The organism is Candidatus Flexifilum breve (assembly GCF_016713355.1).
In genome coordinates, this window is record NZ_JADJPI010000004.1 from 697370 (window position 1) to 710056 (window position 12687).

Genomic DNA, 12687 nt, shown 5'->3' on the forward strand with positions numbered 1-12687 from the left:
TTAGAGTAAGCCCTGTTCAGCGCGGCGAATGGTCAGGATCATCGCGCGCGCCTTATGGAGCGATTCTTCAAACTCCGTCGATGGTACACTATCCGCCACCAAACCCGCACCTGCCTGAATGTAAATCATGTCGCGCTGAATGAGCGCCGCGCGGATGGTGATGCAGGTGTCCATCGAGCCGTCAAAGCTGAAGTAGCCGACCGCCCCACCGTACACCCCGCGCCGCGTGCCTTCCAACTCTTCGATGATCTCCATCGCGCGGACTTTGGGCGCGCCACTGAGCGTGCCCGCCGGGAGCGTCGCCCGCAGCAGATCAAAAGCGTTCATGCCCGCGCGCAGATTGCCCTGCACGTTGCTGACGATGTGCATGATGTGGCTGTAGCGTTCGATGTACTTCATATCAGTCACCTTGACCGTGCCGTATTCGCACACGCGCCCGAGGTCGTTGCGCCCCAAATCCACCAGCATGATGTGTTCGGCGACTTCTTTGGGATCGGCCAGCAGTTCGGCTTCAAGACGCTTATCGTCGGCCTCGTCGCGACCCCGCGGACGCGATCCGGCAATCGGGCGCGTCGTGGCGATGCCATCTTCGAGGCGCACCATCATCTCGGGCGACGCGCCAACCAGCGTGAACTCTTCGCTGAAGCGCAGCAGGAACATGTACGGCGACGGGTTGGTCGCCCGCAGTGCGCGGTAAATCGTGAGCGGCGAGGCGGTCGTCTTGCGGCTCAGGCGCTGGCTCAGCACGATCTGGAAGGCGTCACCCGCGGCGATGTACTCCTTCGCCTTGAGCACACCTTCTTCGAACTGCTGGCGCGTCATGGTCGATTGCAGCTCTTCATCCACGGGAGCGGGGTTTTCCTGCGGCAGCACGAGCGGCTGACGCAGTGCAGCCACAATCTCGTCAATGCGGCGTACGGCATCATCGTAGGCGGCGTCGGCATCGCCCTCGTTGTGCGCGTTCGCCAGCACGATCAACTGGTGCTTGGCGTGGTCGAAGATCACGAGCGTGTCAATCAGCATGAAGGCGAGATCCGGCACGTCGAGTTCGCGCCGCGCTGTGGTGGGCAGGCGTTCGAAGTAGCGCACGATGTCATAGGCGAGGTTGCCGACCGCGCCGCCGACGAACCGCGGCAGCCCTTCGAGGCGCACGGGCGTCACACGGGTGAACTCGCGCTCAACCACATGCAGCGGATCTTCGCCGGCGGCCAGCGGGCGCGTCTCGGTTTCGCCGTGATAGGTGCGCGTCATCACGCCGTCTTTCACGGTGATCACGCCCTTGGGGTTGACGCCGAGGAACGAATAGCGCCCGACCTGTTCGCCGCCTTCCACGCTTTCCAGCAGGAAGGAGACTTCTCCCATCTGCGTGAGCTTGAGATAGACGGACACGGGCGTTTCGAGATCGGCGAGCTGCGTTTTGTACACGGGGACAAGATCGCCTTGCCCGAACAAGGTATGGACTTGCTCGCGGCTGGGCAGGATGTCGGAACGGACTTGCGGATACGTCAAGGTCATGGTTGGTGTCTCCACTCTTTCGCGTCGTCGCCGACGCAAATAAAAACCCCTTCCCGCGTCAAGGACGAGAAGGGGTTCCCGTGGTGCCACCTTGTTTGCCGCTTTGCCGAGGCGAAAGCGACCACTCTCAAGAGTACGGGCATTACTGCCGATACTCCGCGCCTTGATAACGGGTGCGCTCTCCCGGTGACCGCTACTTAGGATTAAGCCTGTTCGCCGTCACAGCTCCCCAGTCCATTCGACATCTGCGCGTGTACCGCCCTCTCAGCTGTGGGCGACTCTCTGTGACACCGCTTTGATGTGTACTCGTCTGGATCGACGCTGTTGTCCTATGTGTAATTGCGCAACAGCATAACGACATTCCGAAAACGTGTCAAGTTATTCAAAAGTGAATTGGACAAAGCGCATGCCCGCCAGAATTTGCTCAACCCGTTCTTCGCCTAATGTGCCGAGATAGTCGCCAAGTTCGGTTTTGAGCACAATTGATACTTTGGAGACTTCGACCACGCTAGACTTGGGCAGATTGGCTTCCCCAGCCTCAAGCAGCACATTCCCCGGCAGACTTACGCGCTTCAGATTCGACGTCAAGGCGCAGGCCACTACCGTTGGTATACGACTGTTGTTTAAGACCGTCGCCTGCACGATGACATAGGGATGGGCTATCCCCGACTCAAATCCATCAAGATTGGATATCCAATAGATGTCCCCTTGCTGAATAGGGACATGATCGGCAGGCAAAACTCATTCCGGCGTCGCCACCATTTCGAGCCGCACTTCGCCCGCCTGCGATTCACCCGGTTGCAGCGTGAACACACCGGATTCGTCAATGCCCCGCGCCAACAGATTGAACCCATCGTTGACGTTGGTCATGGGTTCGAGCGCGAAGAACGGCTGTCCGACGGGCGCATACAGAAGCAGGTGGCGGTAGATCGGGTCGGCGCGCATGAGCAAACCAACGTTCGCCGAGGGGAACTGCATAAAGGCGGGGGCATCGACCACGCGCCCAGTCAGCACGTCGTTGATCTCGTCGTTGCCCAACGCGCGCGGCTGCTGAAAATTGAGGCGATTGGTCAGCAGGACGGGGCCACCCTCCGCGAGATAGTTCACGAGGTTGAACTGCTGCTCACAGGGAACCATCACCTTGGGCTCCGCCTCCGGGCGCACGAAATACGGGTGGAAACCGAAGCCGCCCGGCATCGGTCGCGTGTCCTCGTTTTTGAGCGTCAGCCGCCACACAAAATCCCGCCCTTCCAGCGCGTATTCCGCCCGCGCCGAAAACTTGAACGGGTAATTCATGTCGGCATAGTCCGCCGAGCTGATCGTCAGGTAGACATGGCGGTAGCTCTGGCTTTCCACCTGCCACCCGCGCTTGCGCACATCGCCGTGCCGCGCCGTGCCATCGTCTTTCTCGGTGCGCATCTGGTAGGTCTGTCCGTTGAAACGCAGCACGCCGTCGCGGATGCGGTTGCACCACGGCAGCATGATGAAGTTCGCCGCCTTGCTCGAATTGCCATAGTCCTCGGGCGCAGTCGGGCGCATGAGGTCGACCCAGTCTTCGCCCACCCGCACCCGCCCATACGCGGTCGACGCGCCGGTTTCCGGTAAAATCCCCACCTGCCAGAATTCGTTTTCCAGTGCGACGACGTTCACGTTCTGCGTCCTCTCCATGCGCTGACCCAATACCGTCTAGCATACCCGATTTCAGGGGAAAGAGCGCGGAACCCACAACAGTCCAGTTGTAGGCGGTAAGGGGCATTGGCAAATGCACAAAACACCCTAAACACGGGTTACAAGTTGGTTGTGGGATTTGGCGGACGCGATAAATCGCGTCCCTACGAGAAGGCGGTGTTAGTGTAGGGACGCAATTCATTGCGTCCGCTGCAAATGGGCAAGGCAAGCAATCCCTAAACCACACGAAGATCGGACGAAAGTTGCGGCATGCTTTCCCCGAATTCGCTCATGAAGTATAATTATTCCTGAACAGAGGTTCTAATAGGCAGGGACAAATGGCGCTGACCAACCGCGAGATTGCGGACTTGTTCGATACGATTGCCGATATGCTGCAAATCAAAGGTGAAATCATTCACCGTGTCATGGCCTACCGTAACGTCGCGGGCGCAGTGCGCGAACTTCCGCGCGACCTGCGGGCGATTGCCGCCGATGGGGAACTGGAAACCATTCCCTTCGTCGGCAAGATCATCGCGGAAAAGCTGACCGAAATCCTCGAAACGGGACAGTTGGAATTCTATAATCGCCTCGCCGAAGAAGTGCCGCCCGGCGTGGTCGACATTCTCCACGTCAACGGCGTTGGCCCAAAGAAAGCCAAGCAGTTCTGGGATGCGGGCATCACCACGCTCGAAGCGTTGGAAACCGCCGCGACCGAAGGCAAGCTGCGGGATATGGCGGGCATGGGCGCGAAATCGAAGCCAAAATCCTCGAAGGCATCGAATCCTACAAGCGGCGCGCGGCCAATACCCGCATCCGCCTTGGCGACGCGCTGCCCACCGCCGAATCGATTCTCAGCCGCCTCATGGCGCTACCGGGTGTGCTCAAGGGTGAAATCGCCGGGAGCATTCGCCGCGGCAAGCCGACCATCGGCGATGTCGATCTGCTGGTCGCCAGCTACGACGCCAAGCCGATCATGGATACGTTTGTCACGCTGCCGGAAGTCTCGCGCGTGCTCGGTCACGGCGACACCAAGAGCAGCATTGAAACGCACAGCGGCCTGCAAGTCGATCTGCGCGTGCTCGCGCCAGAGCGTTGGGGTACAGCGATTCAGTATTTCGGCGGGTCGCAGGCGCACAACATTCACACGCGCGAACTCGCGCTGCAACAAGGCTATTCGCTCAACGAACACGCGCTGACGCCGGTCAATGGCGGCGATCCTCTGCTGTTCGACAGCGAAGAAGCCCTGTACGAATTCCTAGGTTTGCAATGGGTGCCGCCCGAAATCCGCGAGGATTGGGGCGAGATCGAAGCGGCGCAGGCGAAGAAAATCCCCACACTCATCACGATCAACGACATCCGTGCCGATCTGCACATGCACACCACGTGGAGCGACGGCAAGCTCTCGATCCGCGAGATGGCGGAGGCAGCGATCAAACGGGGACGCGAATACATCTGCATCACCGACCACTCGAAAAACGCGACCATTGCTAACGGCCTTTCGGTCGAACGCCTGCTGGCCCAGCGCGAGGAAATTCGCCGCGTGGATGCCGAGCTGCGTCCGTTCCGCGTGTTTCACGGCGTCGAATTGGAGATCAAAGCGGATGGTGACCTCGACTACCCGGATGATGTGCTGGCCGAGTTAGATTTTGTCGTCGCGTCACTGCATGTGGGTTTGCGCCAACCGCGCGAACAGGTCACCGCACGGCTGCTCAACGCGATTCGCAACCCGCACGTCGATCTGATCGGGCATCCGCGCGGGCAGTTGGTCAACGAGCGCGACCCCGCCGATCTCGACATGGACGCCGTCTTCGCCGCGGCGAAAGAGAGTGGGATAGCGCTGGAAATCAACGCCAACCCGCACCGCCTGGATCTCGAAGCGTCGCTCGCCCGCCGCGCCGCCGAGATGGGCATCTGGATCGCCATCGACACGGATGCGCACAGCGAGGCCGACATGGATAACCTGCGCTACGGCATCACGACCGCACGGCGCGCCTGGTTGACCGCCGCTAACGTCATCAACACGTGGCCGCTCGCCACGTTTGAGCAGTGGATTGCCGGGAGGGGGAAAGCATGAGTCATGTCCAGATGCCGGAAAACCGGCGCAAGCGACCGGATCGGAAGACCAGCGGCCTCTACCTGCCCGCGTGGTCGATTGCGGCTATGCTGCTGATTGTGATCGCCATCGTCGTCGCGCTGGTGACATTGTTGATCACGCTCGGCGGCGGGACTCCCGCCAGCGGCGATCCCCGCGTGGTGATCATCACCGCCGTGCCGACCGAGACGCCCCTGCCCTCGCTGGCAACCGTCACGCCGAATCCCACCGCTATCCCACAAGGCAGTGTGGCGGGTGGCACAACCATCCCCGTACCAGAGTTCGCGCTCGAAGGGCCGACGCTCCAGCCGATTATCTTCACGCCAACGCCGCTGACCATCGCCGTCGGCGTGACCGTGCGCAATGACGCGGACGGGTTGAACGTGCGCGAAGCGCCCGGCCTCGACCAAACGATTCTGTTTCAGGCGGAGCAAAATGCCCTCTTCCGCGTGATCAGCGGGCCGGAACAAGCCAGTGATATCACGTGGTGGAAGATCGAAGACCCCAACGACCCGACGCGCAGCGGCTGGGCCGCCGTCGATTATCTGATTGCACAGCCGTAGGAGAGGAACATGTCGGTCGATGTCAATCAACGCGCCCATGAACTGCGCGAGCAACTGCATTACCACAGCTATCGCTACTATGTGCTGAGCGATCCCGTCATCACCGACGGCGAATTTGATCGGCTTTATAACGAGTTGGTTGAACTAGAGAAGGCGCATCCCGAACTCATCACGCCGGATTCGCCGACGCAGCGTTCCGGCAGCGATGTCTCGGAAGACTTTCCCAAAGTCCGGCATCCCGCGCCGATTCTGAGTTTATCCAACGTCTACAACGCCGATGAAGTCCGCGCGTGGGAAGAACGCAATTTGCGGTTGCTGCCCGCCGGGACACAGTTGGCCTATACCGTCGAACCCAAGCTGGACGGCCTGACCGTTGTGCTCACCTACGAGAACGGCGTGCTCACGCAGGCAGCGACGCGCGGCAACGGCGAAATCGGTGATGTGGTTACACCCAACATCAAGACGATTCGCACCGTGCCGCTGCGCATTCCCGCGCACCCTAACGGCAAGCCCGCCCCGCAGAGATTGGTCGTGCGCGGCGAAGTCATGTTCCTCAAACGGGATTTTGACGCGCTCAACGAGCGGCAGGCCGCCGCGGGGCTGCCCGTGTTCATCAATGCGCGCAATGCGGCGTCCGGCGCGCTCAAGCAAAAAGATTCCCGCATCACCGCCACTCGACCGCTAACCGCGTTCCTCTACCAGATCGTCGAGCTTGTGGGAATCACGCTGGATAAACAGTGGGATATGCTGGATTACCTGCGGGATATGGGGTTTCAGACCCCGCCGAACAGTGCGCTGTATCCAACGTTATCCGACGTTATCCAGCAGATACCCGCGTGGGAATCCCGCAGAAACACACTCGATTTCGAAATTGATGGCGTCGTCATCAAGGTGAACGACCTGCGCGTCGCCGGAGAGCTCGGCGTTGTGGGAAAAGACCCACGCGGCGCGACCGCCTATAAATTCCCCGCGCAGGAAGGCACGACTAAGCTGCTCCGCCATGTGGTGAGCATTGGCCGCACCGGCCGTGTGATTCCCAACGCGCAGTTGGAGCCCGTGTTCGTCGGCGGCACGACCATCAGCAATGCGACACTGCACAACTACGACATCGTCGCCGCGCTGGATATTCGCGTCGGCGATACAGTCGTCGTCAAACGCATGGGGGACGTGATCCCCAACGTGACCGCGCCGGTCGTCGCCCTGCGGGATGGCACCGAGCAGGCCATCCAACCGCCCGCGCACTGTCCCTTCTGCAGCACGCCGATCATCCGTCCCGAGGGGGGCGTCGATTTCTACTGCCCGAATCTCCACTGCCCGGAACGCATCTTGCGGCAGGTCGAATTCTTCGTCTCACGCGGCGCGCTGGATATCGACGGTATGGGCTCGCAGACCGTCAAAACGCTGATCGACAAGGGACTGATCCACGACGAGGCCGATATCTTCGCCCTGCGCGCCGATCAACTGCTGGAATTGGAAGGCTTTGCCGACAAAAAGGTGCAAAAGCTGCTGGCCTCTATCGAGACCGCGAAAACCCGCCCGTTTGAGCGCGTGCTAACCGCGCTCGGCGTGGAAGGCGTGGGCAGCACCGTCGCCGCTGACCTCGCCGCGGCCTTCGGCTCGATGGATCGGTTACTGACGGCCACCCTCGAAGAAGTGGACGCCGTCGAAGGCATCGGTGAGGTGCTGGCGCGTGGGATAGTGGAGTGGTTTGCCGACCCGTATCACCGGGCCGTGTTGGATAAGTTGATCACAGCGGGTGTTAACATGCGCGCCGAGGAACGGATCGCGGCGGGCGACCAGTTAGCCGGAATGACGTTTGTGCTGACGGGAACGCTGCCCACGCTCACCCGTGAGCAGGCGGAAGAGCTGATCATGGCGCACGGCGGCAAAATCAGCGGGAGTGTGAGCAAGAAAACCAGCTACGTGCTGCTGGGCGATTCGCCGGGGAGCAAAGCGGAAAAAGCCGCCAAGCTCGGCGTGCCCATCATCAGCGAGGATGAACTGCGCGGCTTGATCGGCGGTTAAGTCGCGACCTTGCGGCTGTCAATGTAGTCCTGCACCTCGTCGACCGTGAGGTGCAGGGTACGGTCGTTGTGGTTCAGAAATTCGACGATTTCGGGAATCGATTTCACAACCTTCAAGTGATCGGACCCGACCATCTGAATGATCACCGACACACCAAAGGTGACAACACTCTTTTCGCTGCCAAGCAGCAGCATCCACCCGGTATTGGGATGCATGGACGTATACCCAAACTGGCGCAGCTGCGCAATGGACGGAATCTTGATCGATGGGGAATGGACATCGACGATGGTATGCACCGGTGCTAGCCCCTCATCATGGTTGCGCAGCTGCAGCTCTTTGACTGCCGCGACATCCGCCCCGGTCACCTGCCCATAGGCGTGAAAATACACGACCCGCTTTTCGACCATCCAGGTCGCTTCAATCGGCATGTTGCTTCCTCAATCTAAACGGTCTTTAGGCTTCGCGAATGCGTGCATCCGCCCAATCGAGGGCAGTACCTACGGCGAAGGCGAGTGACGGATCGTTCGTGGTCAAAAACTCGACGGCTTCGTCGACTGTCCGGGCATTCTTGTACTCATGGATGTTGTTAAGCTGTTTGAGCAGCGACACGGTGAACGGAATCAGGCGCGTGGACGCATTAACGACCACCGTCCAGCCGACTTTGTTGTTCAAAGCGCCAAACGCCCGCTGCCGGGCCTGCATCAGAGACGGCATGATCACGGTCTGGGGATCAAGATCGATGATCATATGCACCGGGCCAATCCCGTCCACATATTGTTGATACTGCGTATCGAGGATGTCTTCGATGTCAGCATTCGACACCGCGTCCGTAATCGAGAGGTAGATAACACGCTTGTCTAAGAGCCAGGATGTCGTCAGCGGCATAGGTCGAACCTTTGTATAACAAATTCGTAATCACTATACGTCCAAGTTCAACGTAAGAAATCCGCCGAACGGCTAGGTAGGATAGGTGGATTTCGCCTAGCCACCTGTGCCTACCCGCCCTGTGATACAATGCAAATTCATTCGCATGTCTAAGCAAAGGCCGTCTATGTCAGCGCGTATCGTCATCAAAGCCGACCGGGAAAAACCGATCATTAATCAGCATCCGTGGGTCTTTTCTGGCGCCATTGATGAGTTGAAAGGCCGTCCCGCCCCCGGCGATATCGTCGATGTGGTCTCCAGCAAAGGCAAGTTCCTCGCGCGCGGCTACTGGAACCCAAAATCGCAGATTCAGGTCCGACTCCTCACCTGGCACGACGAAGTTATCGACGGGGAGTGGTGGGCCAAGATGATCGCGCGCTCGGTCGCGAGCCGTCGTCCGCTGGCCGTCAGCGGCGGCGCGCAGCGGCTGATCAACGCCGAGAATGACTACCTGCCCGGACTGATTGTCGATCGCTACGGCGACTGGCTCGTATTGCAAGCCTTGACGCTCGGCATCGACCAGCGCAAGCAGGAGATCGCGACCATCCTCGCCGATCTGCTCAAGCCGAAGGGCATTTTCGAGCGCAGCGATGTGGATGTCCGCTTCAAAGAAGGCTTGCAGGAAGTGACCGGCGTGCTGTGGGGCGAAGAACCGCCCGAACTCATCAGCGTGGCAGTCGAAAAGCGAATCGAGTTTATCGATGTGCGCAAGGGCCACAAAACCGGAACCTACCTCGACCAGCGCGATAACCAGCTCATGCTCTCCGATTTCCTGTCGACCGATCCCAAGTGGGAGTCGCTGCGCCTGCTCAACCTGTTCAGCTACACGGGCGGGTTCGGCCTTTCCCACGCGGGCACAGTCACCAACGTCGATGCCTCGTTCGAGGTGCTCGAACTCGCCGAGAAAATCTACGAGCTCAACGGGTTTCCTGAATCCAAAGTCGAATTCATCCAGGCGGACGTGTTCGAATATCTGCGCGACACGGTGGATCGCAAAATCCAGTATGACGTCGTGGTGCTCGACCCGCCGAAATTTGCGCACAACGCGCAGCAGGTCGACAAAGCCGCGCGCGGCTACAAGGACATCAATCTGAATGCGTTCAAGGTGATCGCGCCGGGTGGCTATCTGCTCACGTTCTCGTGCTCGGGGGCGATCACGCGTGACCTGTTCCAGAAGATCGTGTTTGGTGCGCTGGCGGATTCCGGGGCGGCAGGGGCAAATCGTACGCTATCTGAGCCAAGCGGAGGATCACCCCGTGGCACTCACGTTCCCCGAAGGCGAATATCTCAAGGGGCTGCTGGTACGGGTGTTTTAGAACACACCTTTTTCGAAGGGACGAGGCATGCCTCCGAAGGATACAGAGGACAGGGCATGCCTTGTCCCTACAAAAACCCTCTCATCAAGACAACTGTGCGCCTTTTTTTAGACCCCTTCTTGATGGCGTCCACAGTTTCCCTTTTCAAGAGCAGCAGACGCGATAAATCGCATCCCTACACAAGAACGGTCCTCGTTCCCACTACCGCTCCCGCGCGATCTGTTCCGCGGCCAGCTTCTGAATACGTTTGTAGGTATCGTTCCACGTGATATCGCTCAAGCCGAGCTTGTCGCGCAGATGCGTCAGGAGCGAGTCCGGCGCGGAAGTCGCGCACGGCACAGGTCCAGCGCATCATCTCAAACGAGATCTTCATCGGCACGACGGCGCTCAGGTCTTCCAGCACATATTCCAGCGTCCGCGGCGAACAGTTGAAAATCACGTCTTTGGGCAGATACGCGCCGAGGTATTCGTCGAGCACGCTCAGCCATGCCGGGCTGACCTCGATGATGCGCTCTTTGTAAACGTCTTTCTGGCTCTTATGCCGCACGGTGATTGTGGGCGGGTTGGCGCTCCGGTCGAGCATGGCGGGCGTCAGGCTGAGCGTCTCATTCTTCTTGATGCCCGTTTCCAGCAGCAGGCGGAACAACGTTTCCGGGCGGGCATCCGGCTTGTCGCCGCGCCGCAGACTGGCCGCGAACGCCAGCACCTCGTCAACCTCTTCCGGCGTCAGCACGACGGCCAGCGGTGCAGCCTGCGGCACTTGCAGCACCGCCCGCGCCGGATCAACTTCCAGCACATGGATCGCATTGAGCCATTTGAAGTACACTTTGAGCGTGGTTACGCGCCGGGCATAGGTCTTCTGGCTGCACGGAACGCCGCGTTCGTGCTGCATCCAGTGCAGAAATTCGTTGAGCCGCTCCGTGCTGAATGAACCAACCGCGGCCTCGTCGCCCGCAAACTCGCTGAACACGCCCATATCGGCGGTGAACGCTTTGAGCGTGTGCTGCGACTTGCCCTCGCGCAGCAGGAAGCGTTGAAACAGCGCGATCGTGTCTTTCAGCGTCGTGTGGCGATTGAGGTCATCCTCCGACTGCGGCTGCGCCGGAAACATGGGGAGTTGGCGAACGTCAGACATACCAGTCCTTACGCACATCTATTCTAATTTCAAGGTAACACAAAGCCTTTTAGTTCGTCAAGACAACCGACAGGAACAATCCAACATGGGCAACATTTTTCACGGTGAGCGGGTGCGTTTGCGCGGCGTCGAAGAGTCCGACTTTGAACACTATTTTGCGTGGGAGCAGGACACCGACGGTTCGCGCATGGATTACGAGATCTGGTTTCCCACGTCGACCACCTCCCGCCGTGAATGGGTACAGAGTCAGGCGCGCGTCACGGGTGAAGGGGACATTTTCCGCTTCACCATCGCCACCCTCGACGATGTGGTCGTCGGTTCACTCAACACCCATACGGTCAACCGGCGTAATGGCACATTCAGCTACGGCTTCTTCATCGATGCTAACCACCGACGCAAGGGCTACGCCAGCGACGCGCTGCGCATCCTCTTCCGCTACTTCTTCCACGAACGCGGTTACCAGAAAGTCAACGCGGAGGTTTTCGCCTTCAACGAGCCATCAATGCGCATGCATGAGCATTTTGGCTTCACGCTGGAAGGCCGCTTGCGGCGCATGATCTTCACGCAGGGACAGCACCATGACGCACTGATCTACGGGATGACACGCGAGGAATTCGAGACCAAGCATCTCTAGCGGCGAAATGTCCACTCGTCAGAGCCGTAGATTTCGCGTTCGAGCTGTTCGGCGTGCGCCAATTCGTCGGGCGTAAGGTCACGAGAAGTCAGGCGCGCCAGAAAATCGACGCCAAACGCCGCGCTGATATGCTCGACGAGCAGCGACTTGAGCGGCGGGCAGCCGACGCCGCCGCACAGCCCATCGACCAGTGTCGTGGCATGCGCGCGTACATCGAGCTTGGCTGCCGCGCGTGCCGCCTCGTCGGGATACACGAGGACGTCGCAGATATCGGCGATATCTCCGGTGAGCGGCAGCGATCCATGCTGCAGCATGCCACCTTTGCGCCGCACCTGCGCGCTGCCGATCAGCTTTTTGCCGTCAAACGTGATCTCGTAATGGGAAGGTGTCTCAAAGCACACGGGCGTGAGGTGCGCATCGTCGGTCATGCGGTCGGCGTTCGCCTGCAAGCCGAGCGCGCGCAGCCCGCTCAACAGCGCGTCACTGATGCGGCGGTAGCTCTCAATGATGCCGCCTACCGCAATCGGGTGGTCAATCGGCAGCGCGAGACTGTACGTCAGCTCATGGCGATGCAAAATCGCGCGCCCGCCGGTTGGCCGCCGCACAATATCCCACCCGCGCTCCCGCAAACGCGCTCCCGTCAGCTTCCCGCGCCCGCTGCCCATAGCCCAGCGACAAACAGGCCGGTTTCCACTGGTAAAAGCGCAGGGTTGGCGGCACACCGCCTGCTGCGACTGCGGTGAGAATCGCCTCGTCGACGGCCATATTGCGCGCCCCACGCGTAGGGGGATCGTAGATCAAACGCCATTGCTCCA

13 protein-coding genes, 1 pseudogene and 1 other annotated feature are annotated in these 12687 nt (G+C 59.9%); of the genes and pseudogenes, 6 read left to right on the plus strand and 8 right to left on the minus strand.

Features of this window, described 5'->3' with window-relative positions; all coding sequences use genetic code 11:
• The 3 genes from trpE to IPK17_RS03885 form a co-directional block, all read right to left on the minus strand.
• Positions 1-1515 (minus strand): anthranilate synthase component I, encoded by a 1515-nt coding sequence (trpE, locus tag IPK17_RS03875; RefSeq protein ID WP_343416352.1) that lies wholly within the window; start codon positions 1513-1515, stop codon positions 1-3.
• Between the two features lie 57 nt (positions 1516-1572).
• Positions 1573-1843, minus strand: a binding site (T-box leader).
• 50 nt (positions 1844-1893) lie between these two features.
• Positions 1894-2253, minus strand: coding sequence for a type II toxin-antitoxin system PemK/MazF family toxin (locus IPK17_RS03880; protein WP_343416353.1), 360 nt, complete (start codon positions 2251-2253; stop codon positions 1894-1896).
• A 3-nt stretch (positions 2254-2256) separates the two neighbouring features.
• A complete protein-coding gene (locus IPK17_RS03885) occupies positions 2257-3165 on the minus strand; it encodes an aldose epimerase family protein (RefSeq protein WP_343416354.1) in 909 nt (302 codons plus the stop codon).
• Positions 3166-3572: 407 nt separating this feature from the next.
• Between IPK17_RS03885 and IPK17_RS03890 the strand changes: the two are divergent.
• The 4 genes and pseudogenes from IPK17_RS03890 to ligA form a co-directional block, all read left to right on the plus strand.
• Positions 3573-3875: pseudogene (locus IPK17_RS03890) on the plus strand (helix-hairpin-helix domain-containing protein); the annotation flags it as partial.
• An 83-nt stretch (positions 3876-3958) separates the two neighbouring features.
• Complete coding sequence (gene polX, locus IPK17_RS03895) at positions 3959-5257, plus strand: DNA polymerase/3'-5' exonuclease PolX (RefSeq protein ID WP_343416589.1); 1299 nt, start codon at positions 3959-3961, stop codon at positions 5255-5257.
• On the plus strand, positions 5254-5838 hold the full coding sequence (locus IPK17_RS03900) for an SH3 domain-containing protein (protein WP_343416355.1): 585 nt from the start codon (positions 5254-5256) through the stop codon (positions 5836-5838). The genes polX and IPK17_RS03900 overlap by 4 nt, the downstream gene beginning before the upstream one ends.
• A 9-nt stretch (positions 5839-5847) precedes the next feature.
• Positions 5848-7863, plus strand: coding sequence for an NAD-dependent DNA ligase LigA (ligA, locus tag IPK17_RS03905; RefSeq protein WP_343416356.1), 2016 nt, complete (start codon positions 5848-5850; stop codon positions 7861-7863).
• Here ligA and IPK17_RS03910 read toward each other — a convergent pair.
• Complete coding sequence (locus tag IPK17_RS03910; protein WP_343416357.1) at positions 7860-8291, minus strand: hypothetical protein; 432 nt, start codon at positions 8289-8291, stop codon at positions 7860-7862. The two genes, ligA and IPK17_RS03910, sit on opposite strands and share 4 nt — an antisense overlap.
• Positions 8292-8316: 25 nt before the next feature.
• Positions 8317-8748, minus strand: a complete 432-nt coding sequence (locus tag IPK17_RS03915) for a hypothetical protein (RefSeq protein WP_343416358.1) — start codon at positions 8746-8748, stop codon at positions 8317-8319.
• Between the two features lie 166 nt (positions 8749-8914).
• Between IPK17_RS03915 and IPK17_RS03920 the strand changes: the two genes are divergently transcribed.
• A complete protein-coding gene (locus tag IPK17_RS03920; protein WP_343416359.1) occupies positions 8915-10372 on the plus strand; it encodes a class I SAM-dependent rRNA methyltransferase in 1458 nt (485 codons plus the stop codon).
• Here IPK17_RS03920 and IPK17_RS03925 read toward each other — a convergent pair.
• Positions 10279-11238: a tyrosine-type recombinase/integrase gene (locus IPK17_RS03925; protein ID WP_343416360.1), complete on the minus strand. Its 960-nt coding sequence runs from the start codon at positions 11236-11238 to the stop codon at positions 10279-10281. The genes IPK17_RS03920 and IPK17_RS03925 overlap by 94 nt on opposite strands.
• Positions 11239-11323: 85 nt before the next feature.
• On the opposite strand from IPK17_RS03925, the gene IPK17_RS03930 reads away from it, so the two are divergent.
• The gene (locus IPK17_RS03930) at positions 11324-11872 is read left to right on the plus strand and encodes a GNAT family N-acetyltransferase (RefSeq protein ID WP_343416361.1); all 549 of its coding nucleotides are present in this window, start codon (positions 11324-11326) and stop codon (positions 11870-11872) included.
• Here the strand turns inward: IPK17_RS03930 and IPK17_RS03935 are convergent.
• Both IPK17_RS03935 and IPK17_RS03940 read right to left on the minus strand, forming a co-directional pair.
• Positions 11869-12477: a lipoate--protein ligase family protein gene (locus IPK17_RS03935; protein ID WP_343416362.1), complete on the minus strand. Its 609-nt coding sequence runs from the start codon at positions 12475-12477 to the stop codon at positions 11869-11871. The genes IPK17_RS03930 and IPK17_RS03935 overlap by 4 nt on opposite strands.
• A complete protein-coding gene (locus IPK17_RS03940) occupies positions 12434-12673 on the minus strand; it encodes a lipoyl protein ligase domain-containing protein (protein WP_343416363.1) in 240 nt (79 codons plus the stop codon). The genes IPK17_RS03935 and IPK17_RS03940 overlap by 44 nt, the downstream gene beginning before the upstream one ends.
• Between the last annotated feature and the right edge of the window lie 14 nt (positions 12674-12687).